The organism is Pseudomonas sp. S2_B10 (genome assembly GCF_054668425.1).
The window spans coordinates 4,982,619-5,009,427 of the sequence record NZ_CP162768.1 but is presented as its reverse complement, the minus strand read 5'-3'; the positions used below and the strand labels follow the sequence as shown (position 1 = coordinate 5,009,427).

At 59.7% G+C, this 26,809-nt stretch carries 27 protein-coding genes; 21 read left to right on the top strand and 6 right to left on the bottom strand.

Features of this window, described 5'->3' with window-relative positions:
* Window positions 1-166 precede the first annotated feature (166 nt).
* The 3 genes from AB4O45_RS22405 (at window position 167) to AB4O45_RS22395 (ending at window position 3,425) form a co-directional block, all read left to right on the top strand.
* Window positions 167-958 (top strand): CPBP family intramembrane glutamic endopeptidase, encoded by a 792-nt coding sequence (locus AB4O45_RS22405; RefSeq protein ID WP_252879767.1) that lies wholly within the window; start codon window positions 167-169, stop codon window positions 956-958.
* 102 nt (window positions 959-1,060) lie between these two features.
* Entirely contained in the window at window positions 1,061-2,626 is a 1,566-nt protein-coding gene (locus AB4O45_RS22400; RefSeq protein WP_460160553.1) for a methyl-accepting chemotaxis protein, read from the top strand.
* A gap of 328 nt (window positions 2,627-2,954) precedes the next feature.
* On the top strand, window positions 2,955-3,425 hold the full coding sequence (locus AB4O45_RS22395; protein ID WP_305382568.1) for a hypothetical protein: 471 nt from the start codon (window positions 2,955-2,957) through the stop codon (window positions 3,423-3,425).
* 172 nt (window positions 3,426-3,597) lie between these two features.
* On the opposite strand, the gene AB4O45_RS22390 is transcribed toward AB4O45_RS22395, so the two are convergent.
* Window positions 3,598-3,951 (bottom strand): DUF6124 family protein, encoded by a 354-nt coding sequence (locus tag AB4O45_RS22390; protein WP_460160552.1) that lies wholly within the window; start codon window positions 3,949-3,951, stop codon window positions 3,598-3,600.
* Window positions 3,952-5,211: 1,260 nt separating this feature from the next.
* Window positions 5,212-5,892, bottom strand: a complete 681-nt coding sequence (locus AB4O45_RS22385) for an alpha/beta family hydrolase (RefSeq protein WP_460160551.1) — start codon at window positions 5,890-5,892, stop codon at window positions 5,212-5,214.
* A gap of 92 nt (window positions 5,893-5,984) precedes the next feature.
* Here AB4O45_RS22385 and ccoN (AB4O45_RS22380) point away from each other — a divergent pair, with 92 nt between their 5' ends.
* The 10 genes from ccoN (AB4O45_RS22380) (at window position 5,985) to AB4O45_RS22335 (ending at window position 14,083) form a co-directional block, all read left to right on the top strand.
* The gene (gene ccoN, locus AB4O45_RS22380; RefSeq protein WP_024012337.1) at window positions 5,985-7,409 is read left to right on the top strand and encodes a cytochrome-c oxidase, cbb3-type subunit I; all 1,425 of its coding nucleotides are present in this window, start codon (window positions 5,985-5,987) and stop codon (window positions 7,407-7,409) included.
* 10 nt (window positions 7,410-7,419) lie between these two features.
* Entirely contained in the window at window positions 7,420-8,028 is a 609-nt protein-coding gene (ccoO, locus tag AB4O45_RS22375; protein WP_003223389.1) for a cytochrome-c oxidase, cbb3-type subunit II, read from the top strand.
* Window positions 8,029-8,031: 3 nt separating this feature from the next.
* Complete coding sequence (locus tag AB4O45_RS22370; RefSeq protein WP_016773878.1) at window positions 8,032-8,229, top strand: cbb3-type cytochrome oxidase subunit 3; 198 nt, start codon at window positions 8,032-8,034, stop codon at window positions 8,227-8,229.
* On the top strand, window positions 8,226-9,179 hold the full coding sequence (ccoP, locus tag AB4O45_RS22365; RefSeq protein WP_460160550.1) for a cytochrome-c oxidase, cbb3-type subunit III: 954 nt from the start codon (window positions 8,226-8,228) through the stop codon (window positions 9,177-9,179). The genes AB4O45_RS22370 and ccoP (AB4O45_RS22365) overlap by 4 nt, the downstream gene beginning before the upstream one ends.
* 481 nt (window positions 9,180-9,660) lie before the next feature.
* Entirely contained in the window at window positions 9,661-11,103 is a 1,443-nt protein-coding gene (ccoN, locus tag AB4O45_RS22360; RefSeq protein WP_024012334.1) for a cytochrome-c oxidase, cbb3-type subunit I, read from the top strand.
* A complete protein-coding gene (gene ccoO, locus AB4O45_RS22355; protein WP_007917161.1) occupies window positions 11,103-11,711 on the top strand; it encodes a cytochrome-c oxidase, cbb3-type subunit II in 609 nt (202 codons plus the stop codon). Before ccoN (AB4O45_RS22360) ends, ccoO (AB4O45_RS22355) begins: the two co-directional genes overlap by 1 nt.
* Window positions 11,712-11,716: 5 nt before the next feature.
* Window positions 11,717-11,902 (top strand): CcoQ/FixQ family Cbb3-type cytochrome c oxidase assembly chaperone, encoded by a 186-nt coding sequence (locus AB4O45_RS22350; RefSeq protein ID WP_016775513.1) that lies wholly within the window; start codon window positions 11,717-11,719, stop codon window positions 11,900-11,902.
* Window positions 11,899-12,882: a cytochrome-c oxidase, cbb3-type subunit III gene (ccoP, locus tag AB4O45_RS22345; RefSeq protein ID WP_150741399.1), complete on the top strand. Its 984-nt coding sequence runs from the start codon at window positions 11,899-11,901 to the stop codon at window positions 12,880-12,882. The genes AB4O45_RS22350 and ccoP (AB4O45_RS22345) overlap by 4 nt, the downstream gene beginning before the upstream one ends.
* A 527-nt stretch (window positions 12,883-13,409) precedes the next feature.
* Complete coding sequence (locus AB4O45_RS22340; protein ID WP_056786773.1) at window positions 13,410-13,664, top strand: type II toxin-antitoxin system Phd/YefM family antitoxin; 255 nt, start codon at window positions 13,410-13,412, stop codon at window positions 13,662-13,664.
* On the top strand, window positions 13,664-14,083 hold the full coding sequence (locus AB4O45_RS22335; RefSeq protein ID WP_252869093.1) for a type II toxin-antitoxin system VapC family toxin: 420 nt from the start codon (window positions 13,664-13,666) through the stop codon (window positions 14,081-14,083). Before AB4O45_RS22340 ends, AB4O45_RS22335 begins: the two co-directional genes overlap by 1 nt.
* Before the next feature lie 38 nt (window positions 14,084-14,121).
* Here AB4O45_RS22335 and AB4O45_RS22330 read toward each other — a convergent pair whose 3' ends face one another.
* Window positions 14,122-15,126 carry a metallophosphoesterase family protein gene (locus AB4O45_RS22330; protein ID WP_457263795.1) on the bottom strand — a complete coding sequence of 335 codons (1,005 nt, stop codon included), beginning with the start codon at window positions 15,124-15,126 and terminating at the stop codon, window positions 14,122-14,124.
* A gap of 483 nt (window positions 15,127-15,609) precedes the next feature.
* On the opposite strand from AB4O45_RS22330, the gene ccoG reads away from it, so the two are divergent.
* The 6 genes from ccoG (at window position 15,610) to hemN (ending at window position 22,734) form a co-directional block, all read left to right on the top strand.
* The gene (ccoG, locus tag AB4O45_RS22325) at window positions 15,610-17,025 is read left to right on the top strand and encodes a cytochrome c oxidase accessory protein CcoG (protein ID WP_073474016.1); all 1,416 of its coding nucleotides are present in this window, start codon (window positions 15,610-15,612) and stop codon (window positions 17,023-17,025) included.
* A 13-nt stretch (window positions 17,026-17,038) separates the two neighbouring features.
* Complete coding sequence (locus tag AB4O45_RS22320; protein WP_460160549.1) at window positions 17,039-17,578, top strand: FixH family protein; 540 nt, start codon at window positions 17,039-17,041, stop codon at window positions 17,576-17,578.
* Between the two features lie 213 nt (window positions 17,579-17,791).
* Window positions 17,792-20,242, top strand: coding sequence for a heavy metal translocating P-type ATPase (locus AB4O45_RS22315; protein WP_460160548.1), 2,451 nt, complete (start codon window positions 17,792-17,794; stop codon window positions 20,240-20,242).
* A 23-nt stretch (window positions 20,243-20,265) separates the two neighbouring features.
* On the top strand, window positions 20,266-20,478 hold the full coding sequence (gene ccoS, locus AB4O45_RS22310) for a cbb3-type cytochrome oxidase assembly protein CcoS (RefSeq protein WP_039763029.1): 213 nt from the start codon (window positions 20,266-20,268) through the stop codon (window positions 20,476-20,478).
* Window positions 20,471-21,154, top strand: a complete 684-nt coding sequence (locus tag AB4O45_RS22305) for a sulfite exporter TauE/SafE family protein (RefSeq protein ID WP_016773868.1) — start codon at window positions 20,471-20,473, stop codon at window positions 21,152-21,154. The genes ccoS and AB4O45_RS22305 overlap by 8 nt, the downstream gene beginning before the upstream one ends.
* 197 nt (window positions 21,155-21,351) lie before the next feature.
* A complete protein-coding gene (gene hemN / locus AB4O45_RS22300) occupies window positions 21,352-22,734 on the top strand; it encodes an oxygen-independent coproporphyrinogen III oxidase (protein ID WP_236169137.1) in 1,383 nt (460 codons plus the stop codon).
* Here hemN and AB4O45_RS22295 read toward each other — a convergent pair.
* A complete protein-coding gene (locus AB4O45_RS22295; RefSeq protein WP_150741395.1) occupies window positions 22,731-23,213 on the bottom strand; it encodes a hypothetical protein in 483 nt (160 codons plus the stop codon). The genes hemN and AB4O45_RS22295 overlap by 4 nt on opposite strands.
* A 154-nt stretch (window positions 23,214-23,367) precedes the next feature.
* On the opposite strand from AB4O45_RS22295, the gene fnr reads away from it, so the two are divergent.
* Both fnr and AB4O45_RS22285 read left to right on the top strand, forming a co-directional pair.
* The gene (fnr, locus tag AB4O45_RS22290) at window positions 23,368-24,102 is read left to right on the top strand and encodes a fumarate/nitrate reduction transcriptional regulator Fnr (RefSeq protein ID WP_016773865.1); all 735 of its coding nucleotides are present in this window, start codon (window positions 23,368-23,370) and stop codon (window positions 24,100-24,102) included.
* Between the two features lie 75 nt (window positions 24,103-24,177).
* Complete coding sequence (locus AB4O45_RS22285; RefSeq protein ID WP_024012326.1) at window positions 24,178-24,726, top strand: adenine phosphoribosyltransferase; 549 nt, start codon at window positions 24,178-24,180, stop codon at window positions 24,724-24,726.
* Window positions 24,727-24,836: 110 nt separating this feature from the next.
* On the opposite strand, the gene AB4O45_RS22280 is transcribed toward AB4O45_RS22285, so the two are convergent.
* A complete protein-coding gene (locus AB4O45_RS22280; protein ID WP_150635828.1) occupies window positions 24,837-25,985 on the bottom strand; it encodes an acyl-CoA dehydrogenase family protein in 1,149 nt (382 codons plus the stop codon).
* A gap of 207 nt (window positions 25,986-26,192) precedes the next feature.
* On the bottom strand, window positions 26,193-26,795 hold the full coding sequence (recR, locus tag AB4O45_RS22275; RefSeq protein WP_016773861.1) for a recombination mediator RecR: 603 nt from the start codon (window positions 26,793-26,795) through the stop codon (window positions 26,193-26,195).
* Window positions 26,796-26,809: the final 14 nt, after the last annotated feature.

Below are 26,809 nucleotides of genomic sequence, written 5' to 3'. Positions count from 1 at the left end.
AAGGCGGAGTGTCAGGCGCCAGTGACGTCATCTGGAAGACCGCATTCGCGAGCAGGCTCGCTCCCACATTTGATTTGTGTCTGGCATGACTGCCACACCTTCACTTGTCCCACCTCCCTCGCCCGTGTAGAAAGCCCCTTCCAGAAATCTCGCACAAGGACTTTCGATGAAGGCGCTGCCCTGGCTCTACCTCGCGTTGCTCGGCCTCGGTTACGGATTGGCCCTGAGCTACGGCCAGCTCGGTTGGCTCGCATTGATCTCCGTGGGGCTTTTGCTGTTCGCCGCATTCGCCGTGCGCCAGCAACAAGTGCCAGTCGCGCGTTGGCTCGGCCATGGCCTGTTCATCGTTCTGGCCGTGGCACTGGCGCTGCACTGGCTGCCGGGCTTCGCCAACGGCCGCGTGATCAATCCGCAACGTTTCACTGACAACGCCGTGCCGTTCGCGATGTACTTCAATCTCGACAAACCGCTGGTGGGCTTCTGGTTGCTGCTGGTTTGTCCGTGGATCGTCGCGCGGCGATCGTTGCGCCTGACGGTCTATGCCACCGCCCTCGCCCTGACGCTGTGCGCGATTCTCGCCCTCGGCGGCGCGCTTTTACTTGGCGTGATCGCCTGGGCACCGAAATGGCCGGATCAGGCCTGGCTGTGGGTGCTGAACAATCTGCTACTGGTGACGCTGGTCGAGGAAGCGCTGTTTCGCGGCTATATACAGGGCGGGCTGAGCCGTCGCCTCAAGCACCTGCCCTACGGCGACAACCTCGCGCTGCTGTTGGCCTCGCTGTTGTTTGGTCTGGTGCATGCCGGCGCTGGCTGGACCTGGGTGTTGCTGGCGGGACTGGCCGGGGTCGGCTATGGTCTGGCCTACCGTTTCGGCGGACTGGGCGCGGCGATCGCCACCCATTTCGGCCTGAACCTGTTGCACTTCGGCCTGTTCACTTATCCGATGCTGGCCAGTTGACGCAAGCGCGGTTTTGCGACGCCGTACTTAAATCTGAAAAAAAACTTCAATAAAAACCTGTCGGCGCCGACAACCATTCAAAGCCTTGCGGATTGAAAAACCATGCGTAACAACCAGCCCATTACACAACGCGAGCGGACCTTTCCAGCTCAGCAACGGTTGATTTCCACCACCGATGCCAAGGGCATGATCACCTACTGTAACGACGATTTTGTCGAGATCAGCGGGTTTTCGCGGGAGGAACTGATCCGTGCGCCGCACAATCTGGTCCGCCACCCTGACGTGCCATCGGCGGTGTTCTCGCACATGTGGGGCACACTGAAACAAGGCTTGCCATGGATGGGCATCGTCAAGAATCGCTGCAAATCCGGTGACCACTATTGGGTTAACGCCTATGTCACACCGGTGTTCGATGGCAGCCAGGTGATCGGTTACGAGTCCGTGCGCGTCAAGCCCACCGCCGAACAGATCCGCCGCGCCGAAGCGCTCTACCAACGCATCAACCAGGGCAAGTCGGCGATTCCATCGACGGACAAATGGCTGCCGATCCTGCAGGACTGGCTGCCGTTCATTCTGGTCAGCCAACTGAGCTTCATGATTGGCGCGACGCTGAACTCGCAGTGGGGCTTCGCCCTCGCCGCCGGTCTTTCGGTGCCGTTGGGCCTGATGGGCCTGCAATGGCAGCAACGCGGGCTCAAGCGCCTGCTGCGCCTGGCCGAACAGACCACCTCCGACCCGCTGATCGCGCAGATGTACACCGACAGCCGTGGCGCCCAGGCGCGTCTGGAAATGTCGATCCTCAGCCAGGAAGCGCGCCTGAAAACCTGCCTGACCCGCCTGCAGGACACCGCCGAGCACTTGACCGAACAGGCCAAGCAGTCCGACGCCCTGGCACACAACAGCTCAACCGGCCTGGAACGCCAGCGCGTGGAAACCGAACAGGTCGCCACCGCCGTCAACCAGATGGCCGCCACCACCCAGGAAGTCGCCAGCCACGTACAGCGCACCGCTGACGCCACCCAGGAAGCCAACCGCCTGACCGGGCGTGGCCGCGACATTGCCGGGGAAACCCGCGAAGCGATTCAGCGCCTGTCGGTAGTCGTCGGCGAAACCGGCCTGACCGTGACGCAACTGGCCAAGGACAGCGACGAAATCGGCGGCGTGGTCGACGTGATCAAAGGCATCGCCGACCAGACCAACCTGCTCGCCCTCAACGCTGCGATTGAAGCGGCGCGTGCCGGTGAAATGGGCCGTGGTTTTGCGGTAGTGGCTGACGAAGTCCGCCAACTGGCGCAACGCACCAGCGAATCCACCGGGCAGATTCATGCCCTGATCGCCAAGTTGCAACAGACTGCCTCCAGCGCCGTGCAAACCATGGAAGCCGGGCATCGCCAGGCCGAAGAAGGCGTGGCCCGGGTTCTGGAAGCGGATCAGGCACTGGTCGGCATCAGCGAAGCAGTGGCCAATATCACCGACATGACCACCCAGATCGCCGCCGCGACCGAAGAGCAAAGTGCCGTGGCTGAAGAGATCAGCCGCAACATCAGCAATATTTCGGAACTGGCCGATCAAACCTCGGAACAAGCGCACAACTCGGCGTTGCTCAGTGAAGAACTGACGAAGACCGCCAACACGCAGTATTCGTTGGTGGCGCGGTTTAACCGCTGATTGGAAGGCTGGAATGAAAAAACCCGGATGGCGTGAGCTTTCCGGGTTTTTTGTTGTGTCAATGAACTACTCAATAGGATTTGAGTAGGTTGAGACTGCGCTTGAGTAGTTCAGTCATCCATTGCGCCGCCTGCCAAACCGAAACATCTAATATTGAACTTCATCAGAAAGTTTTGCGCTGCACATTCGGAAATCCTGGCGGAAATCCACAGAACACAGCGTATGTCTACTGTCAGGTCTTACAGTAGACATTCAAGTTTCAGGGGCATATCTATAAATCGTTGAACAGATGGTTTTCATTATCACGATATGACCAAGGAGCTAAAAAATGAGCAAACATAGCATCCTCATCCCAAAACCAGGTGCCATTCCAAAACAGTCTAATGTTTTCACTTGGCAATTCGGCACCAACCCTGAAACAACGGCCACTATAATTTCTTTTGAACTACGTCATTTTATTCCGACGGGCGAAAAGAGCTGGTCAATCTCAGGGTCCACAGGAACGCTGGAGGAGAAGAACATCTTTCTCTACTCTTTCTCGATCCCCTATACCAGTGACGCCCCGTTCCATAAAACCTATACGCTAGAAGACGGGCTGACATTCCAGCACGGCCACTCGTCACCTGGACCCTCTGGGTTTTATGGATTTACTTATGTTGATGCTGATGAAGCCACGGTCACTATCGACATCCATCCCACCAAGGGGATTGCTAAAGGTACATTTGAAGCAAAGTTCAAAAGCCATGGATACCGAACGCAGCCTATAGGTACTTTCAACTTGCTTAGGGATGATTTGTGATTTTTCGCGACAACGTTTCGATCAGATTGCATCCCCGCCCTTTCAGCCGTATGGCGCTTCGCGAGCAGGCTCACTCCTACATTGGATCTGCGGTGATCACAGATTAGGTGCCAGACACCAATCCTCTGTGGGAGCGAGCCTGCTCGCGAAGAGGCCATAACAGCCAATGAAATTATTGAGGCAACTTCAGCTTATCCAGCAGTCGATTGACCAACAGTTCGTTGAGCATGATCACCTGTTGCAGCGCCAGCAGTGGTTTGCGTTCCGGGCCGCCTATCGAGTTGGCGATGTTACCGGCCATGGCATGCGCGTATGAAAGCGACTCGCAGGCCTCGACCAACAGGGTTTCGTCATCCAGCGTGGGGTCCACGACATAGACCGGGCGATATTTTGGAGAGCTTGGTGGAGCGGCCAGATCTTCGGGTTTGAGGTAGTAATCGAGGGCGCGGTCGGTGGCTTCCTGGATTTTTTGTGGATCGAGTGCGCGGTCGTGGGGGAGTGGCGGGTTTGGGGTGACTTTGAACATGGGCGTACTCCGGTTTCGAATATTGGGAGCCAACACCCTCGCTACCAAACGAAAGGTGGTGGTCATACGCAGGTTGGTAGACCGGTCGAAACAGGAAACCCGGCGCTCACAAAGGAGCCCCACGCATGCCCACCATAAAAGTCGAGCCCCGAAACGGGACTGCATACGGTGACGCTATACAACGGTTTCGACGCGGGCTACCAAACCCCATCACTGTTTCTCAGTGACAGACAAACGATATAGCCCGCCGCCTAGACGCGTAAGCCGGCGGATTCTGGCGTAGGCGTAGGCAATGGCGCAAGGAGTTGTAGCCGGGATGGCGTAACGGGTCGTGTAGTTTAAACATTGGTATTTGATGATGTTTAAGTTCAGAGATTGCCTCTGACAGGCAGGTGGTTTGATGTCGTCTGGAAGGGAGCTTTCGCGAGCAGGCTCGCTCCCACATTTGGATCGGGTACATCAGTGGGGGATTGGTCGGCTTGGAGGCTGCCATCGCTGGCAAGCCAGCTCCCACAGGGATTTGGTCCAAACGGTAGAGATTGGTCGACTGGGAGACCGCCATCGCGAGCTGGCTCACTTCTCCAAGGAGCGCGGTGTACATCAGGAAGAATCAGGTCGGCTGTCAGGCCGCCTTCGCGAGCAGGCTCGCTCCCACATTTGGATCGGCTACGTCAGTGAGGATTGGTCGGCTTGGAGGCCGCCATCGCTGGCAAGCCAGCTCCCACAGGGATTTGGTCCAAACGGTAGAGATTGGTCGACTGGGAGACCGCCATCGCGAGCAGGCTCGCTCCCACAGAAAAGCAAGGCAGCGCAGCTGCCCGCGGCGAAGCCGCACCACTCAACAATGAGCGCAAGCTCGAGTGCTCTTGATCCTGATCCACCGGCGACGTCGGAAGGCTGAGTGGAGGGATTGATCCGGGGGTGGGAGCGCAGCGACCGTCTGGCGCAGCCAGACACAGCGGAAGGAGGTGCAGCGAAGCAAACCGGAGCCGCTGCGCCCGGATCAGTCCCGGAGCGAAGGGACCCGAGCCTGCGAGGGCCGAACGCAGGAGCTAGCGTTTTTTGCTTACTTTTTTTGGCGCTTGTAAAAAAGTAAGTCGCCGTCAGGCGAAACCGCCAGCCGCAGCTCCCGAATCAACGGATATGCCCCCAAGAGCAAGATCAAAAGCTAGCCCCCTCACCCCAACCCTCTCCCCCAAGGGGGCGAGGGGGAAAGGGAGCAGGTCTTCATGCAACGCAAAATCCCGGCCCGGCTCAAAATCAGTCACCGAGAAATTCAGCCACCTTCTGCGCAGCACCCGCCAAATGATCGGAATGCGCAAAGCCAGAAGCCTTGAGCGGCTTCAAATCATGATCCCCCGCCACCAACCAAAACACCTCAATCCCCGGCGCTAACGAATACCCCTCAACCGCCTCGCGATTCCCCAGAGCATCCCGCTCTCCCTGCACAATCAACGTCCGAGTCTTCAAACCAGCCAAATGCTCAACCCGCGGTTTCTCCGGCTTCCCCACCGCATAAAACGGATACCCCAGACACACCAACGCATCCACCCCCAACTCATCCGCCACCAGACTCGCCATCCGCCCACCCATGGACTTTCCGCCAATCGCCAACGGCCCAGCGACATGACGCCGCACAAGCGCAAACACCTCCCGCCAGCAATCCAACAGTTTCGGCGCAGGATTCGGCGGCCGCTTAACCCCATCCACCCGCCGCTGCGCCATATACGGAAACTCAAAGCGCAACACATTGACCCCAAGCCCGGCAAGGCGCCCAGCCATGTCGTTCATCCAGTCGCTATCCATCGGCGCCCCCGCCCCGTGCGCCAGAATCAAGGTTGCCGAAGCCTCACCAACAGCGGCATCCCAAAGCCACCCATGATCGAGCACACACTGCGCCCATTGATCCCCGTCAATACTGGCCTTGTGCTGTTTGTCCATGCTTGCCTCGCTTTTAGTCTGCCTATAACTCCAGGCGAAGGATTCGCGTCGTTTGCGCGCGCTCACTTCGGCTGAACCGTGGATGGGGAACCATGAACACTTCTATCAGTACCGCCTACAACTACAAGGTGGTCCGCCAATTCGCCATTATGACGGTGGTGTGGGGCATCGTCGGCATGGGCCTCGGGGTTTTTCTCGCGGCGCAATTGGTCTGGCCGGAACTCAACTTCAATTTGCCCTGGACCAGTTTCGGCCGTCTGCGCCCGCTGCACACCAACGCGGTGATCTTCGCCTTCGGTGGCTGCGCGCTGTTCGCCAGCTCTTTTTATTCGGTGCAACGCACCTGCCAGACGCAATTGTTCGCGCCGCAAATCGCCGCGTTCTGCTTCTGGGGCTGGCAACTGGTGATCCTGTTGGCGGCGATCAGCCTGCCGTTGGGTTACACCAGTTCCAAGGAATATGCCGAGCTGGAATGGCCGATCGACATCCTGATCACCATCGTCTGGGTCGCCTATGCGATCGTGTTCTTCGGCACGATCATGCAGCGCAAAACCAAACACATTTATGTGGGCAACTGGTTCTTCGGCGCGTTCATCATCACCGTGGCGATTCTGCACATCGTCAACAACCTTGAGTTGCCGGTGAGTTTCACCAAGTCCTACTCGGTGTACGCCGGTGCAACCGACGCGATGGTGCAGTGGTGGTACGGCCACAACGCTGTGGGCTTTTTCCTCACCGCCGGTTTCCTCGGGATGATGTATTACTTCGTGCCGAAACAGGCCGAACGTCCGGTGTATTCGTATCGCCTGTCAATCGTGCACTTCTGGGCCTTGATCACCCTGTACATCTGGGCCGGCCCGCACCACTTGCACTACACCGCGCTGCCGGACTGGGCACAGTCACTGGGCATGGTGATGTCGCTGATCCTGCTGGCACCGAGCTGGGGCGGCATGATCAACGGCATGATGACCCTCTCGGGCGCCTGGCATAAGTTGCGCAGCGACCCGATTCTGCGTTTCCTCGTGGTCTCGCTGGCGTTCTACGGCATGTCGACCTTCGAAGGTCCGATGATGGCCATCAAGACTGTCAACGCCCTCTCCCACTACACCGACTGGACCATCGGCCACGTACACGCCGGCGCACTCGGCTGGGTGGCGATGATCTCGATCGGCGCGCTGTACCACATGATCCCGAAAATCTTCGGCAAAGCGCAGATGCACAGCGTCGGCCTGATCAATGCGCATTTCTGGCTGGCCACCATCGGCACCGTGCTCTACATCGCCTCGATGTGGGTCAACGGCATCGCCCAGGGCCTGATGTGGCGCGCAGTCAACGAGGACGGCACGCTGACGTATTCCTTCGTCGAAACCCTGGTGGCCAGCCATCCGGGCTTTGTCGTGCGGCTGATCGGCGGGGCGATTTTCCTCAGCGGCATGTTGCTGATGGCTTACAACACCTGGCGCACCGTGCGGGCCTCGCAGCCTGCCGACGTCGTCGCTGCCGCGCAGATGGCCTGAGGAGTCCGCCATGAAACACGAAACGATTGAAAAGAACGTCGGCCTGCTGATGCTGCTGATGGTGTTCGCCGTGAGCATTGGCGGCCTGACCCAGATCGTCCCGCTGTTCTTCCAGGACGTCACCAACAAACCGGTGGAGGGCATGAAGCCCTATACCGCGCTGCAACTGGAAGGTCGCGACATCTACATCCGCGAAGGCTGCGTCGGTTGCCACTCGCAGATGATCCGTCCGTTCCGCGCCGAAACCGAACGCTACGGGCACTACTCGGTGGCCGGTGAAAGCGTCTGGGATCACCCGTTCCTGTGGGGTTCGAAACGTACCGGGCCGGACCTCGCCCGGGTCGGCGCGCGTTACTCGGATGACTGGCACCGCGCGCACTTGTACAACCCGCGCAACGTCGTGCCGGAGTCGAAGATGCCGGCCTACCCGTGGCTGGTCACCCAAGCGGTCGACAGCAGCCACACCGAAACCAAGCTCAAAACCATGCGTACCCTCGGCGTGCCGTATACCGATGACGACATCAGCGGCGCGGTCGCCAGCCTCAAGGGCAAGACTGAAATGGACGCCCTCGTTTCCTACCTGCAAGTGCTCGGCACTGCAATCAAGAGCAAGAGGTGAGTCATGGTCATTGAAATGAGTGCAGGCCTGATTCGCGGTCTCGGCACGGTCGTGGTGTTCGTCGCGTTCGTCGGCCTGACCTTGTGGGTGTTCAACCGCAAGCGCACCCCGGAATTCGCCGAAGCACGCCTGCTGCCGTTCGCCGACGAACCACTACCCGAAACAATTTCAGCCCCTGAAACAAGGAGTACCCGGCCATGACCACCTTCTGGAGTACGTGGATCTGCGTACTGACCATTGGCAGCCTGATCGGCCTGACCTGGTTGCTGATCGGCACGCGCCGGGGCGAGACCAAGGGCAGTGTCGACCAGACCATGGGCCACAGCTTCGACGGCATCGAGGAGTACGACAACCCGCTGCCGCAGTGGTGGTTCATGCTGTTCGCCGGCACGTTGGTGTTCTCGGTGGGTTATCTGATTCTCTATCCGGGCCTGGGCAACTGGAAAGGCATCCTGCCCGGCTATGAGGATGGCTGGACCGGCGCGCACGAATGGGAAAAGGAAATGAACAAGGCGGACGCCCGGTTCGGGCCGATCTTCGCCAAGTTTGCCGCCATGCCGGTGGAAGAAGTGGCCAAGGATCCGCAGGCGCTGAAAATGGGCGGTCGTCTGTTCGCCTCCAATTGCTCGGTGTGCCACGGCTCGGATGCCAAGGGCGCGTTCGGCTTCCCTAACCTTGCCGACAGCGACTGGCGCTGGGGCGGCGATGCCGAGACGATCAAGACCACCATCATGGGCGGCCGCATGGCGGCCATGCCGGCCTGGGGCGAAGTGCTCGGTGAGGCTGGGGTGAAAAACGTTGCCGCGTATGTGCGCCACGAACTGGCGGGCCTGCCGCTACCTGCCGACAGCAAGGCAGATCTGCAAGCCGGGCAGCAAGCGTTCAGTACCACTTGCGTTGCTTGTCATGGCGCCACCGGCCAGGGCACTGCGGCGATGGGCGCGCCAAACCTGACCCATCCGGCCGGCTTCATTTATGGCACCAGCCTGACCCAACTGGAACAGACCATCCGCCATGGTCGTCAGGGGCATATGCCAGCGCAGAACGAATTGCTGGGCAACGATAAAGTGCAATTGCTCGCCGCTTATGTGTACAGCCTGAGCCACGGATTGAACACAGAAAAACTGATAACTGAAGACAACAAGAAATAGCAATTGCGTACACCACTGCCGCAGCTTTCTCGCTGCGGCAGTTTCCCGCCCCTTTGCGACGCATTGTCGCACCCCTTGGATCCTCTCCTTTCGGAACCCCGGATTCGGGTCTACGCTTCATCGAAGCGGACCGGCTGAAGTCGGTTTCCAGATCAATCCCGAACGATGCGCACCGTGAACCGGTTGATGGATTCGCCGCAAACGCAGGTAGATAACGGCTGTTGCGCCGATCGCCCGCAATTTCCCGATCACGACCTGTGAACGGGCACCGTTGACGGCGATCCGGATTGCGAGCTTTTTACGCGCACTGCGACATTTTGTCAGAGGCCATTTTTGACCCTACGCGGCGCATGGAAAGGCCGCAGAATCAGCGTTGGAAAGCATTGACCCAGGTCATGGCGCGTTGCAATGACCCCCTGCTTTATACATACTTGCGGCCGATTTTATCCCTATAAAAATACCCAAACCGTGGAACCTTAGAATGAGCACAGCAATCAGTCCGACTGCTTATAACTATAAGGTAGTCCGCCAGTTCGCCATCATGACGGTGGTCTGGGGGATCCTTGGCATGGGGCTCGGTGTCTTCATTGCCTCGCAACTGGTCTGGCCGGAATTGAACTTCGGTCTGCCGTGGACGAGCTTTGGACGCTTGCGCCCGTTGCACACAAACCTGGTGATTTTCGCCTTCGGCGGTTGTGCACTGTTTGCCACTTCCTACTATGTCGTGCAGCGAACCTGCCAGACGCGACTGATTTCCGACAGCCTCGCGGCCTTCACCTTCTGGGGCTGGCAAGCGGTCATCGTCGGCGCAATCATTACCTTGCCGCTGGGTTACACCACCACCAAGGAATACGCCGAGCTGGAATGGCCGATCGCCATTTTGCTGGCGATTGTCTGGGTCACCTACGGTCTGGTGTTCTTCGGCACCATCACCAAGCGCAAAACCAAGCACATCTATGTGGGCAACTGGTTCTACGGCGCGTTCATCGTCGTCACCGCGATGCTGCACATCGTCAACCACATGTCGCTGCCGGTCAGCCTGTTCAAGTCGTACTCGGCCTACTCCGGCGCCACTGACGCGATGATCCAGTGGTGGTACGGCCACAACGCGGTGGGCTTCTTCCTCACCACCGGCTTCCTCGGGATGATGTACTACTTCGTGCCGAAACAGGCCGAACGCCCGATCTACTCCTATCGTCTGTCGATCGTGCACTTCTGGGCGCTGATCACCCTGTACATCTGGGCCGGCCCGCACCACCTGCACTACACCGCCCTGCCGGACTGGGCACAATCGCTGGGCATGGCGATGTCGATAATTCTGCTGGCGCCAAGCTGGGGCGGCATGATCAACGGCATGATGACCCTGTCGGGCGCCTGGCATAAGTTGCGCACCGACCCGATCCTGCGCTTCCTCGTGGTGTCGCTGGCGTTCTACGGCATGTCGACCTTCGAAGGGCCGATGATGGCGATCAAGACCGTCAACTCGCTCTCGCACTACACCGACTGGACCATTGGCCACGTACACGCCGGCGCCCTCGGTTGGGTAGCGATGATCTCGATCGGCGCGATCTACCACATGATCCCGAAACTGTTCGGCCGGGCGCAGATGCACAGCACCGGGCTGATCAATGCGCACTTCTGGCTTGCGACCATCGGTACCGTGCTCTACATCGCGTCGATGTGGGTCAACGGCATCACCCAGGGCCTGATGTGGCGTGCAATCAACGATGACGGCACCCTCACCTACTCGTTCGTCGAAGCGCTGCAGGCCAGCCACCCGGGCTTCATCGTCCGCGCGCTGGGCGGTGCTTTCTTTGCCAGCGGCATGCTGCTGATGGCTTACAACGTGTACCGCACTGTCCGTGCGTCGGATCCGGTTGAAGCCGAAGCCGCCGCCAAGATTGCCGTCGTTGGAGCTCACTGATGAAGCATGAAGCTGTCGAGAAGAATATTGGCCTGCTGGCCTTCTTCATGGTCATCGCCGTCAGCGTCGGTGGCCTGACCCAAATCGTTCCGCTGTTCTTCCAGGACGTCACCAACAAGCCGGTCGAGGGCATGAAGCCACGTTCGGCGCTGGAACTGGAAGGCCGCGACGTGTACATCGCCAACGGTTGTGTCGGCTGCCACTCGCAGATGATCCGCCCGTTCCGCGCTGAAACCGAACGCTATGGCCACTATTCGGTCGCCGGTGAAAGCGTCTGGGACCACCCGTTCCTGTGGGGCTCCAAACGTACCGGCCCGGATCTGGCCCGTGTGGGCGGTCGTTACTCCGATGACTGGCAACGTGCGCACTTGTACAACCCGCGCAACGTGGTCCCCGAGTCGAAAATGCCGGCTTACCCGTTCCTCGTGGAAAACAAGCTCGACGGCAAGGAAACCGCGAAAAAAATGGAAGTCTTGCGCACCCTCGGCGTGCCTTACACCGACGAAGACATCGCCGGTGCACAGGATGCCGTGAAGGGCAAAACCGAAATGGACGCGCTGGTGGCCTATCTGCAAGGCCTGGGCACCATCATCAAAAGCAAACGGTGAATCTGATGGATATCGGGATGATTCGAGGCCTGGGCACCGTGGTCGTGATGGTGGCCTTCATCGGTCTGGCCTTGTGGGTGTTCAGCCCCAAGCGCAAGTCGGAATTCGACGATGCGACCATGCTGCCTTTTGCCGATGATCCCGAAGCCATCAAGCACGTCGAGCAAGCTTCTAGGAGTAACAAAGAATGACTACATTCTGGAGTCTGTACGTCACAGTCCTCAGTCTCGGTACGATCTTCGCCCTGACCTGGCTGCTGCTGTCGACCCGCAAGGGCCAGCGCAGCGAACAGACGGACGAGACGGTCGGCCACTCCTTCGACGGGATCGAGGAGTACGACAACCCGCTGCCGAAATGGTGGTTCATGCTGTTCGTCGGCACCATCATTTTTGCCCTGGGTTATCTGGTGCTGTACCCGGGTCTGGGCAACTGGAAAGGTCTGCTGCCGGGCTACAACTATCTGGATACCGAGAAACAGACCGCGTTCGCCAACGGCCAGACTGGCTGGACCGGCGTCCACGAGTGGGAAAAGGAAATGGCCCGTTCGGACGCGCGCTTCGGTCCGATTTTCGCCAAGTTCGCGGCGATGCCGATCGAAGAAGTCGCCAAGGATCCGCAAGCACTGAAAATGGGCGGCCGTCTGTTCGCGTCCAACTGCTCGGTGTGCCACGGTTCCGACGCCAAGGGCGCCTATGGCTTCCCTAACCTTACCGACGCCGACTGGCGCTGGGGCGGTGAGCCGGAAACCATCAAGACCACCATCATGGGCGGCCGCCACGCGGTGATGCCGGCGTGGGCGGAAGTGATCGGTGAGCAAGGCGTGGCCGATGTGGCTGCTTACGTGGTGACCAATCTCGACGGCCGTAAATTGCCGGAAGGCACCAAGGCCGACCCGGCCAACGGCCAGAAACTCTTCGCCGCCAACTGCGTGGCTTGCCACGGCCCTGCCGGCAAAGGCACGCCGGCCATGGGTGCGCCTGACCTGACCCATCCGGGCGCATTCATCTACGGCTCGAGCTTCGCGCAACTGCAGCAGACCATCCGTTACGGTCGTCAGGGCCAGATGCCTGCGCAGGAACAACTGCAGGGCAATGACAAGGTGCACCTGCTGGCGGCGTATGTTTACAGTTTGTCCCATGGTGAAAAAACACCGGAGGCGAAGGCTGAGTAAGGCCAACGCTTGAAGCAAAAAAGGCCCCGCCAATGAGAATTGGCGGGGCCTTTTTTCATGCTGGCATTCACGATTCGAAACGGTTGCTCGATGGACCTGAGCTGAGATGCACGGTAGGTTTTTTTCGCCCCGATAAGCCATATCGGGTCCACTTCAAGGATGAAGCCCCAATGTCGAAAGATCACCAAAGCACACTGCAAAATCAGCCTCGACCCGGCTCTACCCATAGGGCAGGTTTCGAACGAACATCTGTGAAACCGTTACTCGAGGTATCGCAGCAAACCATGAACAGCCCCGGTAACGGTGGCGGACTCGACGGCCTCGGCGGCGGTAGATTGCTCTGACAAGGGCAGCAAAAACACCGAATTTACGCCCTGTATCCAGTGCCTCACGCCTTGGCGGGAGGCGCCTTCGCCGGTGCCCTTATGAAATTGACAAACCGATCGTCCCCGACCTGCCTTTCCGATTGCGGTGAAAACCTCAAAATAGTAACGTTCCTACATCAGAATTTCTGGAGGCCAAACATGATGGCCATCACCACCATTTCCAGCCGCGAGTTCAATCAGGACACCAGTGCAGCCAAAAAAGCCACGCGTCAAGGTCCAGTAATCATTACTGACCGAGGCAGGCCTGCCCACGTATTGCTCAGCATTGAGGAGTACCAGAAACTGACCGGTTGCGAGACCAGCATCGTTGAGCTACTGGCGATGCCGAATGCGCTTGAAATCGAATTCGAACCCGAGCGCGCTGTAATCACTCCTCGCAGCGTGGACCTTTCCTGATGTTCCTACTGGATACCAATGTAGTTTCCGAGCTGCGGAAAAAACAAGCCGACAGGCATGTGGTGAAATGGGCAAACAGCGTTTCCCCAGCCAGCCTGTATCTATCTGCAATCACTGTGCTGGAACTGGAAACGGGCGCCCTGCGTATCGAACGTCGTGACCCTTCACAAGGCCAGCTGCTGCGCAACTGGCTGGAACATCACGTCAAACCGGCGTTCTCTGGAAGAATCCTGCCTGTCGATACCAGCGTCGCCACCCGGTGCGCACGATTGCATGTTCCCGACCGCAGCAGTGAATGCGACGCCTTGATCGCCGCCACCGCGCTTGTGCACGGGCTTACGCTGGTAACTCGCAACATTGCGGACTTTCAACTCAGCGGCGTCAATCTGATCAACCCATGGATCGCTGCCAATAACTGACTGCTGAACACCCCGCCCTATCACCGGCGGGGCTTTTTTCATGGGCGTTGGGCAAAGATTGAATGCACAACCGTGGTATCGATCAGCGTCCGCTCACGCCACTGGTTGTTCTTCACCAGATAGATCTGCAAATGCTTGCGATCCTCGGTGAAATTCGCAGTCAGGTAGGTTTGCTGAGAGGTGCTTCCGCTGAGATACATGGGGACGCTGCCTTCCCAGTAGGAACTTCCTCCCTCGGTATGCAGGTGGCCGGCGAAAATGGCCGTCACCTGGTACTTGTTGACCATGTCATGGAAACGCTTCTTCTGCTCGGGGCTGCCCTGGTGCCGCAAGGGTTTATGCATATTGATAATGATGGCGTAGCCCGACGCTCGCGCCAGTCGCAGATCGGTCTCGAGCCAGTCCAGTGCGTCGTTGATTTCGAACGTTGTCGGGTTCAACGGATGAGCAATCCGGGTGGTGTAGGTCGGCTCGTTATTAAGCTGAACCATATGCACTTCGCCGATATTTTTCGAATAGGCGAGACTACCGGCATACGTCCTGCTCAGAAAACCGTCAGTGATTTTCAGATCAAAGTTATCGACTTTACCTTCATGATGTTCTTTGAACTCGACAATACTTCCTGCAGCACAGTTATTGGTAAAGCAATCATCAACATTGTTTTCATAGTCGTGATTGCCCAAGCCGTAAAGATATTCACCCTTGAAGTGCCTGTTCAGCGAATCCTTCATGAACGAGCGCTGCCAGCCATGACCAAAAGCGGTTATATCGCCATTGATCATCAAAGGAACCCGCGCTTGGGAGCCGTGTAGATTTCTGAATTCGGCAATGCTTGCAAGTTGGGTTTCAATCAGCCATTTCGAGCGCGCCGTGAATTCTGAATCCGATTCGGGCTCGCGGATATCAGTCTTGTCTGTCCACGGATATTGAGTATCCGAAGCAAAGACCATATGTTTCGGCATGCCAGTTGTAGCCTGAGCGGTAATAGCCGAAGCTACCAGACAAGCACCCATAAAGGTGCTCATGAATTTATTCAAAGCCATGCTTGAAATTCCATTTCAATTAATTTTCGGTACGCAAAAGAAGTTTCGCGCGAACAGAACTTATTCGAATACCGCGAAAACTTCAAAGCCTTCACCTACAACAATCGAGTGAATATATTTCAGACCCAACAACTTACAACATACGAATCAATAGAAACCCGTAGCGTCCGGCCTGAGTTGTCGCCTGGACGAAAACAATCACGGGTGTTATTCAACTTGCGAAATCAACGGCAGTGGCGTGAACAAACAATTGAAAGGATGAACTAGCCACTTCGGCAAAAGCGTCCATACTCAACAAGTCAATTGATCTGCGTCAGGCTTTTGCGCAATCGCTACACCATCCGCATTTTTTACCCAACGCGACCAAAGGTCGCACCCTTGAGCCAGAGCGGCAGGCGTATCATCGCGCTACTGCAACAGCCTTTTTGACCTCGGTTGGCACGTATCGACCGAGGCATTTTTCCACTGCCGTGGGATGCAATGATGAGCAATCAGATTCCGGTACACGACGTCACGCCACCGAGCAAGAACGCGAACAACAGCGTCGATCTTTATGCCTCACGAGAAAAAATCTACACCCGTGCCTTCACAGGCCTGTTCCGCAATCTGCGGATGCTTGGCGGTGCGGCGTTGTTTCTGCTGTATTTCGGCACAGTGTGGCTGAACTGGGGCGGTCATCAGGCGGTGTGGTGGAACCTGCCGGAGCGCAAGTTCTTCATCTTCGGCGCGACTTTCTGGCCACAGGATTTCATCCTGCTCTCGGGCCTGTTGATCATTGCCGCGTTCGGCCTGTTCTTCATCACTGTCTATGCCGGGCGCGTCTGGTGCGGGTATACCTGCCCGCAGAGCGTGTGGACGTGGATTTTCATGTGGTGCGAAAAGGTCACCGAAGGCGACCGCAACCAGCGCATCAAGCTCGACAAGGCGCCGATGAGCGCCAACAAATTCCTGCGCAAGCTGGCCAAACATTCGCTGTGGCTGTTGATCGGTTTTGTCACCGGCATGACCTTTGTCGGCTACTTCTCGCCGATCCGCGAACTGGTCATCGAATTTTTCACCGGTCAGGCCGATGGCTGGTCGTATTTCTGGGTCGGTTTTTTCACCCTCGCCACGTACGGCAATGCCGGTTGGTTGCGTGAGCAGGTGTGCATCTACATGTGCCCGTATGCGCGCTTCCAGAGCGTGATGTTCGACAAGGACACGCTGATCGTTTCCTACGACCCGCGCCGTGGCGAAAGCCGTGGGCCGCGCAAGAAAGGCATCGACTACAAAGCCCTGGGGCTGGGCGATTGCATCGACTGCACGATGTGCGTGCAGGTCTGCCCGACCGGCATCGACATCCGCGATGGCCTGCAGATCGAATGCATCGGCTGCGCGGCGTGCATCGACGCTTGCGACAGCATCATGGACAAGATGGATTACCCGCGCGGGCTGATCAGCTACACCACCGAACACAACCTCTCCGGGCAGAAAACCCATAAACTGCGACCGCGCCTGATCGGCTACGCCGTGGTGCTGCTGGCGATGATCAGCCTGTTGGTCGCCGCGTTCTTCATGCGTTCACTGGTCGGCTTCGACGTCAGCAAAGACCGCGTGCTGTACCGCGAAAACGCTGAAGGCCGGATCGAAAACGTCTACAGCCTGAAGATCATGAACAAGGATCAGCGCGACCACACTTACCTGCTGCAAGCCGAGGGCCTGCCGGACCTGCGCCTGCAAGGCAAGCGCGAGATCAAGGTTGCCGCCGGGGATATCGTCAGCATGCCGGTCGAGTTGTCCAGCGCACCGGAACAACTGCCATCGAGCACCAACGAGGTGAAATTCATCCTCAAGGATGCCGATGACGACAGCGTCCACGTTGAAGCCAAGAGCCGATTCATCGGCCCACAAATCCGTTGAGAGAATTTTGAACATGCCCGCTGCAAACGCCGCAAGTCCTTGGTACAAGCACCTCTGGCCGTGGATCATCATCGCGATTCTCGCCTGCTCGGTGGCCTTGACCCTGTCGATGGTGACCATCGCGGTGAACAACCCGGACAATCTGGTCAACGACAACTATTACGAAGCAGGCAAAGGCATCAACCGTTCACTGGATCGCGAGCTGCTGGCGCAAACCCTGAAGCTGCGTGCAGCGGTGCATCTGGATGATGCGACCGGGGAAGTCGACTTGCGCTTGAACGGTGACAGCCAGCCGCAAACGCTGGAGCTGAACCTGATCTCGCCGACCCAGCCGGAGAAGGATCGCAAGATCGTTCTGACCCGCAGTGGCAGCGAGAGCGGGCGCTACATCGGCCAGTTGAGCGACAAGGTCGAAGGGCGGCGCTTTGTCGAGTTGCTCGGCAGCCAGGACGAGCACGTGTGGCGCATGTTTGAAGAAGAATTGGTCAGTCATGACAAGGAACTGCTGCTGGGTGATGAGCCATTGCAGGGTGCGGAAGATCTGAAGAAGTGAATCAAAATCAAGAGCCCCTCACCCTAGCCCTCTCCCGGAGGGAGAGGGGACTGATCTCGGTTGCTTGGAAGCGGGGCGTATGACAGTGACAATGTCGGCGACTGAAGCCGCTCTTCAGGCTCACATCGATCGGCTCCCTCTCCCTCCGGGAGAGGGCTGGGGTGAGGGCAAGCGAACACCCCCAATGCAAGGGCTCACACCCTCATCAATGCCATGACCAGTCCAATCCCCTGCTACCACTGCGCCCTGCCCCTCCCGTCCGGCAGCCGCTTCACCGCCGTCGTCCTCGGGCAGGCCCGCGAGTTCTGCTGCCCGGGCTGTCAGGCGGTGGCCGAAGCCATCGTCGCCGGTGGTCTGGAAAGCTACTACCAGCATCGCAGCGAAGCGTCGGCCAATCCCGAAGCGCTGCCGGTGCAACTGAGCGATGAACTGGCGCTGTACGACCGCGCCGACGTGCAGCAGCCCTTCGTGCGCCACGAAGGCGATCTGGCTGAAACCACGCTGTTGATGGAAGGCATCAGTTGCGCCGCTTGCGGCTGGCTGATCGAGAAACACCTGCGCACCCTGCCCGCCGTCGCCGAAGCGCGGTTGAACCTGTCCAACCATCGCCTGCATGTGCGCTGGGCCGACGCACAATTGCCGCTGAGCCAGATCCTCGCCGAGCTGCGCCACATCGGTTACGCCGCCCACCCGTACCAGGCCGACCGCGCCAGCGAACAGCTGGCCAGCGAGAATCGCCTGGCCCTGCGCCAGCTCGGCGTCGCCGGGTTGCTGTGGTTTCAGGCGATGATGGCGACCATGGCCACCTGGCCGGAATTCAACATCGACCTCAGTCCCGAGCTGCACACGATCCTGCGCTGGGTCGCGCTGTTTCTGACCACACCCATCGTGTTCTACAGCTGCGCGCCGTTCTTCAAAGGCGCGATGCGCGATTTGCGTACGCGCCACCTGACCATGGACGTTTCTGTTTCACTGGCGATCGGCAGCGCTTACATCGCCGGGATCTGGACATCGATCACCGGGGTCGGCGAGCTGTACTTCGATGCAGTCGGCATGTTCGCGCTGTTTCTGCTCGCCGGACGCTATCTGGAACGCCGCGCCCGCGAACGCACCGCTGCTGCCACCGCGCAATTGGTCAACCTGTTACCGGCCTCGTGCCTGCGCCTGGATAGCGATGGCCAGAGCGAACGCATCCTGCTCAGCGAGTTGCGTGTGGGTGAGCGGATTCTGGTGCAGCCGGGCTCGATTCTGCCGGCTGACGGCAAGATCATCGACGGTCAGTCGAGCATCGACGAATCGCTGCTGACTGGCGAATACCTGCCGCAGCCACGCACGCTCGGCGATGCTGTTACTGCGGGCACGCTCAATGTCGAAGGCGCATTGACCGTGCAAGTGCAGGCGCTGGGACAGGACACGCGTCTCTCCGCGATCGTGCGCCTGCTTGATCGCGCTCAGGCGGAGAAACCGCGTCTGGCAGAAATCGCCGACCGCGCCGCGCAATGGTTTTTGCTGCTGTCGCTGATTGCGGCGGCAGTGATCGGCCTGCTGTGGTGGCAGCTGGATTCTTCACGGGCGTTCTGGATCGTCCTCGCCATGCTGGTGGCGACCTGCCCGTGCGCGCTGTCGCTGGCGACGCCGACCGCCCTCACCGCCGCCACCGGCACCCTGCACAAACTCGGCCTGCTGCTGACACGCGGCCATGTGCTGGAAGGCTTGAACCAGATCGACACGGTGATTTTCGACAAGACCGGTACGCTCACCGAAGGCCGCTTGGTGCTGCGCTCGATTCGCCCGCTCGGCGCGCTCGACAGCGAACAATGCCTGAGCCTTGCCGCTGCGCTGGAAAACCGTTCGGAACACCCGATCGCCCGCGCTTTCGGGCGTGCGCCACTGGCCGCTGAGGACGTGCACAGCACACCAGGCCTGGGCCTGGAAGGCGTGGTCGGTGAGCAACGCTTGCGCATCGGTCAGGCCGAATTTGCCTGCGCCCTGAGCGGCGCGGCGCTGCCGTCAATGCCTGATGAAGCCGGACAATGGTTACTGCTCGCCGACACTCAGGGGCCGTTGGCATGGTTCGTCCTCGACGATCGCCTGCGTGACGATGCCCCCGCCCTGCTCGCGGCCTGCAAAGCGCGGGGCTGGCGCACCTTGCTGTTGTCCGGCGACAGTTCGCCGATGGTCGCCAGTGTCGCCGCCGAACTGGGCATCGACGAGGCCCGTGGCGGCTTGCGCCCCGATGACAAACTGCAAGTGCTGCAGCAACTGCACAAGGAAGGGCGCAAGGTGCTGATGCTCGGCGACGGCGTCAATGACGTGCCGGTGCTGGCTGCGGCCGATATCAGCGTGGCCATGGGCTCGGCCACCGATCTGGCGAAAACCAGCGCCGATGCAGTGTTGCTGTCCAATCGCCTTGACGCTCTGGTGCAAGCCTTCACGCTGGCGCGACGCACGCGCCGGGTAATCATCGAAAACCTGCTGTGGGCGGCGCTGTACAATGGCCTCATGTTGCCGTTCGCCGCCCTCGGCTGGATCACTCCGGTGTGGGCGGCGGTCGGCATGTCGATCAGTTCGCTGACCGTGGTGCTCAACGCCCTGCGCCTGACTCGTCTGCCGAGCGCGCCGGCCGCCGGCAGCCCGACCCAAACCCGCCCGCTGCCGGCCTGAGCCGCGCGGGCCTGGAGTTACCGATGCCAGCTCTCTATGTGATGATTCCCGCTGCCTTGCTCATCGTCGCCATCGCCGTGTACATCTTCTTCTGGGCGGTGGACAGCGGTCAGTACGACGACCTCGACGGCCCGGCACACAGCATCCTTTTTGACGATCAGGACCCCAACCACACCGCTGCGGTGGACGAAGCCAACGCCGGCAAACCGGACGACAAGGCGCCGCCCCATGCTTGAACTGGCGCCCCTGCTGGTCTCGGCGCTGATCCTCGGCCTGCTTGGTGGCGGCCACTGTCTGGGCATGTGCGGCGGCCTGATGGGCGCGCTGACCCTGGCGATTCCCAAGGAGCAGCGCAGCCGGCGCTTTCGCCTGTTACTGGCGTACAACCTCGGGCGGATTCTCAGTTATGCCACGGCGGGGTTGCTCATCGGTCTGGCCGGCTGGGCAGTCGCCAACAGCCCGGCGGCGCTGTTCATGCGCGTGCTGGCCGGGTTGCTGCTGATCGCCATGGGTTTGTACCTGGCCGGCTGGTGGAGCGGGCTCACCCGTATCGAAGCGCTCGGGCGTGGCTTGTGGCGCTTCATTCAACCGCTGGCGAATCGCTTGCTGCCGGTTTCCAGCCTGCCGCGTGCCTTGCTGCTCGGTGCGCTGTGGGGGTGGCTGCCGTGCGGACTGGTTTACAGCACCTTGCTGTGGAGCGCGAGTCAGGGCAATGCGCTGGACAGTGCGTTGCTGATGCTCGCTTTCGGCCTCGGCACCTGGCCGGTGCTGCTCGCCACCGGACTGGCGGCTGAGCGGGTGACCGCGATCTTGCGCAAACGCAGCGTGCGCATGGCGGGTGGCTTGCTGGTGATCCTGTTTGGCCTGTGGACCCTTCCCGGCCCGCATCAGCATTGGCTTATGGGCCATTAAATGTGTGGCGCGGCCTTCGCGAGCAGGCTCGCTCCCACAGGTCTTGAGTACGCTGCAAATCCAATGTGGGAGCGAGCCTGCTCGCGAAGACGCCCGCACGAACAACACAAATCCTCGCCGTTGATGCAAATCAAGATGCCCTGTAACGCACTCCCCTAGACTCGCCACACTGCCAGCCTATCCGGGGGAATGCCCGCATGCTCGACGCCATTCGTTGGGACTCTGATCTGATCCGCCGCTACGATCTGGCGGGGCCACGCTACACCTCATATCCGACCGCCGTGCAATTTCACGGTCAGGTCGGCACTTTCGACCTGTTCCACGCCCTGCGCGACAGCCGCAAGGCCCAGCGGCCGTTGTCGCTGTACGTGCATGTGCCGTTCTGCGCGAACATTTGCTACTACTGCGCCTGCAACAAGGTCATCACCAAGGATCGCGGTCGCGCGCAGCCGTATCTGCAACGGCTCGAGCAGGAAATCCAGTTGATTGCCTGCCACCTCGACCCGGCGCAAACCGTCGAGCAGCTGCATTTCGGTGGCGGCACGCCGACTTTTCTCAGCCACGACGAATTGCGCCAGCTGATGGCGCACCTGCGCAAGCATTTCAATTTGCTCAACGATGACTCGGGCGATTACGGCATTGAAATCGACCCGCGCGAAGCCGACTGGTCGACCATGGGCCTGTTGCGTGAATTGGGTTTCAACCGGGTCAGCATTGGCCTGCAGGATCTTGACCCGGCGGTGCAGCGCGCGGTCAATCGCCTGCAAAGCCTGGAAGAAACCCGCGCGGTGATCGATGCGGCGCGAACCCTGCAATTTCGCTCGATCAACATCGATCTGATTTATGGCCTGCCCAAGCAGACGCCCGACAATTTCGCCCGCACCGTCGAGGAAGTAATCAGCCTGCAACCGGATCGCCTCTCGGTATTCAACTACGCGCACCTGCCGGAACGCTTCATGCCGCAACGGCGAATCAACAGCAGCGAACTGCCGAGCCCGGCGCACAAGCTGGAAATGCTCCAGCGCACCATCGAGCAACTGACCGCTGCCGGCTACCGCTACATCGGCATGGACCACTTCGCCCTGCCCGATGACGAACTGGCGATTGCCCAGGAAGAGCACACCCTGCAACGCAACTTCCAGGGTTACACCACCCACGGCCATTGCGACCTGATTGGCCTGGGCGTGTCGGCGATCAGCCAGATCGGCGATCTGTACTGCCAGAACAGCAGCGACCTCAACGCGTATCAGAACAGCCTGGCCAGCGCGCAGCTGGCGACCAGTCGCGGTCTGGTGTGCAACGCCGACGACCGCTTGCGCCGCGCAGTGATTCAGCAGCTGATCTGCAATTTCAAACTCGAGTTCGCCGAGATCGAGCAGCAGTTCAACATCGATTTTCAAGGCTACTTCGGCGCGCTCTGGCCGCAGTTGCAAGGTATGGCCGAGGATGGCCTGATCAGACTCGAGCGCGAGCGCATCGAGGTGTTGCCAGCGGGCCGATTGCTGGTGCGCTCGGTGTGCATGGTTTTCGATGCGTACCTGGAGCAGCAGAACCGCCAGCGTTTCTCGCGGGTGATTTAAGGCTTGGTCAGCAACGAGCCGACTTTGAGGTTCTGGTCAGGGTTGAGCGCCGACTGGTTCATGACTTTCGACAGGGCGAGGTTGGCGGTGATCAGGCCACTGTTGAGGGCGGCGATGGCGCCCCGCAGTGCGGCGAGCTTGTTGATCTTTTCCTCGGTGGAGAGGGTTCTGTCTGACATGACCGCCGCCATGCGCGCTTTTTTCTCGATGATTTCTTTTTGAATCTTGCGAATCATCTTCAGCAACTGTTGGATGTTCTCCGGTAAGCCACTGTTGTCGATGTCACTGTTTTCGCCACCGACAGCGGCGGATTTGGCGATGGCCGCGCCGGAGAGCGACACTTTGACGCCCTCGACCAAGGTCGGGGTTGCCGTGTGCGACAAGTCTTCATCGCGATCGATTGCAGCGTCGGTGCTGGTCATCTCCGGCGAAGCGGCAACGCCGCTGCTGCCGGGGCTTAGCGTACCAATGGCGGTCATCGGGGCCTTCCTTGGTTGAATGCTGATAGCGGGTTATCGGCCGCCGGTGCTGCGGCTTTATGTCTGTAGGACAACGCCGCCACGTGCTGGCCTGAATGTCCTCCCGTGGGTTACCCTTACGGCTTATGTGTGTTTTCCCACAAGGATTGAAGAAATGTCCGAGCCAGTCAAACTGCGCGCTCACAACCAGGCCCACTGCAAGGATTGCAGCCTGGCCCCGCTCTGCCTGCCACTTTCTCTGAATCTGGAAGACATGGATGCGCTCGACGAAATCGTTAAACGCGGCCGCCCGCTGAAGAAAGGCGAATTCCTGTTCCGCCAGGGCGACACCTTTGATTCCGTTTATGCAGTCCGCTCTGGTGCCCTGAAGACTTTCAGCCTGAGCGATGCCGGCGAAGAACAACTGACCGGTTTCCACCTGCCGAGCGAACTGGTCGGACTGTCGGGCATGGACACCGAAAAACACCCGGTCTCGGCCCAGGCGCTGGAAACCACTTCGGTTTGCGAAATCCCCTTCGAGCGCCTTGATGAACTCGCGCTGCAATTGCCGCAACTGCGCCGCCAGTTGATGCGGGTGATGAGCCGCGAGATTCGTGACGACCAGCAAATGATGCTGCTGCTGTCGAAGAAAACCGCTGACGAGCGCATCGCTACTTTCCTGGTCAACCTGTCGGCACGCTTCCGCGCTCGCGGCTTCTCGGCCAACCAGTTCCGCCTGAGCATGTCGCGCAATGAAATCGGTAACTATCTGGGCCTGGCGGTGGAAACCGTGTCGCGGGTGTTCACCCGTTTCCAGCAGAACGAGCTGATTGCCGCCGAGGGCAAGGAGATCCATATCCTCGACCCGATCCAGCTGTGCGCGTTGGCCGGCGGTTCGATCGAAGGCTGATCACGACCCGCGGTTGAGCGAATCGTTTCAGCCGCGGGTATACTGCGCCGTTTGCAGCCCTGCCAGGACACCCCGATGGTCTTCGACTCCTTCGACATCAAATCCCTGATCCGCCCCGTGATCGACTTCCCGAAACCGGGCGTGATCTTTCGCGACATCACCCCGCTGTTCCAGTCGCCGACGGCCCTGCGCCTGGTGATGGACAGCTTCGCCCATCGCTACGTCGAAGCCGACTTCACCCACATCGGCGCCATGGATGCCCGTGGTTTTCTGATCGGTTCGGTACTGGCCTATCAGTTGAACAAGCCGCTGGTGCTGTTCCGCAAGCAAGGCAAACTGCCGGCGGACGTACTGGCCGAAGGTTACGCCACCGAGTACGGCGAAGCGTTTCTGGAAGTGCACGCCGACAGCCTGTGTGAAGGCGATTCGGTGGTGATGTTCGATGACCTGATCGCTACCGGCGGCACGCTGATCGCAGCAGCCAACCTGATTCGCCGCATGGGCGCGCGGGTACATGAAGCGGCGGCGATCATTGATCTGCCGGAGCTGCAAGGTTCGCAGCGCTTGCAGGACATGGGTATTCCGACGTTTTGCCTGACGCAGTTTGCGTTGACCGATAAATAAGCAGCGTCTGACAGGCCGCTTTCGCGAGCAGGCTCGCTCCCACAGGGGAATGCATTTCAACTGTGGGAGCGAGCCTGCTCGCGAAGGGGCCGGCAGCTACACCGCAGGACTTAGAGCCCCATCTGCTTGCTGATGATTTCGTTCATCACTTCCCGCGTCCCGCCGCCAATCGACAGAATACGATTATCCCGATACAGCCGCTCCACCAGGCTTTCACGCATGTAACCGAGCCCGCCAAGAATCTGCACGGCTTCGGTGGTGATCCGGTCGGAGGTGTCGGTGGCGAAGTTCTTCGCCATGGAAATCTCCTTGATCACGCTCTGCCCCGCCGCCATTTTCGCTGCTTGCCGGTAAGTGAACTCCCGCGACACTTCCAGCGCCGTGGCCATTTCGGCGAGGCGATGCTTGATCACCTGAAACTTGCCGATGGGTTTGCCAAATGCCTCACGCTCGCGCGCCCACTTCAGGCTCTCCTCCAGCGCCAATTGCGCCGTCATGTTGGCCATCAGCGCCAGCGCCAGGCGTTCGCTCTGAAAATTGCCCATGATGCAGGCGAAGCCCATGTTCTCGGCGCCGATGAGGTTTCCTACAGGCACGCGGCAATCGTCGAAGAACAATTCAGCCGTGTCCGACGCCCACCAGCCCATTTTCTTCAACTGCCTACCGACACTGAACCCCGGCGTGCCCTTCTCGATCAGCAACAGGCTGATACCGCCGAACCCCGGCGCACCGGTACGCACCGCGACGGTGTAGAAATCGGCGCGAACGCCGCTGGTGATAAAGGTCTTGCTGCCGCTGACCCGGTAGAAGTCGCCGTCACGCACGGCGCGGGTTTGCAGGTTGGCGACGTCGGAACCGCCACCGGGTTCGGTCACCGCCAGGGCGCTGATTTTCTCACCGCTGAGCACTTGGGGGACGACCCGCTCTCGCACTTCAGGCCGCGCCCATTTGACGATCGGCGGCAGGCCGATATCCAGCGAACCCAGCCCCGCCACCAGCCCGCCTGAGCCACAGCGCATCAGCTCCTCACTGGCGGCGACCTTGGCGAACAGATCGCCTTCATGGCTGCCGCCAAGCGCCTCGGGATAGCCGATACCGAGAACGCCCGCCGCACCGGCCTTGAGGTACAGCTCACGGGGAAAGCTTTCGGCTTCTTCCCACTGATCGATGTCCGGCAGGATCTCGCGTTCGACAAAACGTCTGACGCTGTCACGGACCAGTTGATGGCTGGGGTCGAAGTATTCCTGAAAGGCAGGCATGGGCGAGCTCCACGGAAGGGTTCGCCGACGTTAACCGAGCGCTTGCTTGGTTATCAATGAAATTGTGTGAATCAGATCGACCGCAGCGCGGCCATCGCTGGCAAGCCAGCTCCCACAGGGTTCGGTGTGGACACATATGCTGTGGGTCACATCCAACACTGTGGGAGCTGGCTTGCCAGCGATGTGGCCCGAAAGGGCGATAGAGACTTACAGGGAGATAGGTTTACGCCCGGCAAACGAATGCGCCAGCGTGCCGCCGTCGACCAGCTCCAGCTCACCGCCCAGCGGCACGCCGTGGGCAATCCGCGAGGCGACCAGGCCTTTGTTGTTGAGCAACTGCGCGATGTAGTGCGCCGTCGCTTCGCCTTCCACCGTCGGGTTGGTGGCGAGGATGACTTCGGTAAAGGTCCCCGCCTCTTCAATCCGCGCCATCAATTGCGGAATGCCGATCGCTTCCGGCCCCAGGCCATCCAGCGGCGACAAGTGCCCCTTGAGCACGAAATAGCGGCCACGGAAGCCGGTCTGCTCCACCGCATAAACGTCCATCGGCCCTTCGACCACGCAGAGCAGCGTGTCATCGCGGCGCGGGTCGGCGCATTGCGGGCAGAGGTCGTCTTCGGTCAGCGTGCGGCACTGGCGGCAATGGCCAACGCCCTCCATGGCCTGGCTCAAGGCCTGGGCCAGACGCGTACCGCCGCTGCGATCACGTTCGAGCAACTGCAACGCCATGCGCTGAGCGGTTTTCTGACCCACGCCTGGCAAGGTGCGCAGAGCGTCGATCAGTTGGCGAATCAAAGGGCTGAAGCTCATGGGTAAACAGTCCG

Excerpts from the sequence above, each read along its gene's own strand:
- ccoP (WP_150741399.1), top strand. The coding sequence starts at position 11,899 with ATGACTACATTCTGGAGTCTGTACGTCACAGTCCTCAGTCTCGGTACG.
- ccoO (WP_007917161.1), top strand. The coding sequence starts at position 11,103 with ATGAAGCATGAAGCTGTCGAGAAGAATATTGGCCTGCTGGCCTTCTTC.
- ccoP (WP_460160550.1), top strand. The coding sequence starts at position 8,226 with ATGACCACCTTCTGGAGTACGTGGATCTGCGTACTGACCATTGGCAGC.
- AB4O45_RS22305 (WP_016773868.1), top strand. The coding sequence starts at position 20,471 with ATGCTTGAACTGGCGCCCCTGCTGGTCTCGGCGCTGATCCTCGGCCTG.
- AB4O45_RS22390 (WP_460160552.1), bottom strand. The coding sequence starts at position 3,951 with ATGTTCAAAGTCACCCCAAACCCGCCACTCCCCCACGACCGCGCACTC.
- AB4O45_RS22295 (WP_150741395.1), bottom strand. The coding sequence starts at position 23,213 with ATGACCGCCATTGGTACGCTAAGCCCCGGCAGCAGCGGCGTTGCCGCT.
- ccoO (WP_003223389.1), top strand. The coding sequence starts at position 7,420 with ATGAAACACGAAACGATTGAAAAGAACGTCGGCCTGCTGATGCTGCTG.
- AB4O45_RS22315 (WP_460160548.1), top strand. The coding sequence starts at position 17,792 with ATGACCAGTCCAATCCCCTGCTACCACTGCGCCCTGCCCCTCCCGTCC.
- AB4O45_RS22330 (WP_457263795.1), bottom strand. The coding sequence starts at position 15,126 with ATGGCTTTGAATAAATTCATGAGCACCTTTATGGGTGCTTGTCTGGTA.
- ccoG (WP_073474016.1), top strand. The coding sequence starts at position 15,610 with ATGAGCAATCAGATTCCGGTACACGACGTCACGCCACCGAGCAAGAAC.
- AB4O45_RS22335 (WP_252869093.1), top strand. The coding sequence starts at position 13,664 with ATGTTCCTACTGGATACCAATGTAGTTTCCGAGCTGCGGAAAAAACAA.
- AB4O45_RS22395 (WP_305382568.1), top strand. The coding sequence starts at position 2,955 with ATGAGCAAACATAGCATCCTCATCCCAAAACCAGGTGCCATTCCAAAA.
- AB4O45_RS22285 (WP_024012326.1), top strand. The coding sequence starts at position 24,178 with ATGGTCTTCGACTCCTTCGACATCAAATCCCTGATCCGCCCCGTGATC.
- AB4O45_RS22280 (WP_150635828.1), bottom strand. The coding sequence starts at position 25,985 with ATGCCTGCCTTTCAGGAATACTTCGACCCCAGCCATCAACTGGTCCGT.
- AB4O45_RS22405 (WP_252879767.1), top strand. The coding sequence starts at position 167 with ATGAAGGCGCTGCCCTGGCTCTACCTCGCGTTGCTCGGCCTCGGTTAC.
- ccoN (WP_024012337.1), top strand. The coding sequence starts at position 5,985 with ATGAACACTTCTATCAGTACCGCCTACAACTACAAGGTGGTCCGCCAA.
- AB4O45_RS22370 (WP_016773878.1), top strand. The coding sequence starts at position 8,032 with ATGGTCATTGAAATGAGTGCAGGCCTGATTCGCGGTCTCGGCACGGTC.
- recR (WP_016773861.1), bottom strand. The coding sequence starts at position 26,795 with ATGAGCTTCAGCCCTTTGATTCGCCAACTGATCGACGCTCTGCGCACC.
- AB4O45_RS22320 (WP_460160549.1), top strand. The coding sequence starts at position 17,039 with ATGCCCGCTGCAAACGCCGCAAGTCCTTGGTACAAGCACCTCTGGCCG.
- ccoS (WP_039763029.1), top strand. The coding sequence starts at position 20,266 with ATGCCAGCTCTCTATGTGATGATTCCCGCTGCCTTGCTCATCGTCGCC.
- fnr (WP_016773865.1), top strand. The coding sequence starts at position 23,368 with ATGTCCGAGCCAGTCAAACTGCGCGCTCACAACCAGGCCCACTGCAAG.
- AB4O45_RS22400 (WP_460160553.1), top strand. The coding sequence starts at position 1,061 with ATGCGTAACAACCAGCCCATTACACAACGCGAGCGGACCTTTCCAGCT.
- AB4O45_RS22385 (WP_460160551.1), bottom strand. The coding sequence starts at position 5,892 with ATGGACAAACAGCACAAGGCCAGTATTGACGGGGATCAATGGGCGCAG.
- hemN (WP_236169137.1), top strand. The coding sequence starts at position 21,352 with ATGCTCGACGCCATTCGTTGGGACTCTGATCTGATCCGCCGCTACGAT.
- AB4O45_RS22340 (WP_056786773.1), top strand. The coding sequence starts at position 13,410 with ATGGCCATCACCACCATTTCCAGCCGCGAGTTCAATCAGGACACCAGT.
- ccoN (WP_024012334.1), top strand. The coding sequence starts at position 9,661 with ATGAGCACAGCAATCAGTCCGACTGCTTATAACTATAAGGTAGTCCGC.
- AB4O45_RS22350 (WP_016775513.1), top strand. The coding sequence starts at position 11,717 with ATGGATATCGGGATGATTCGAGGCCTGGGCACCGTGGTCGTGATGGTG.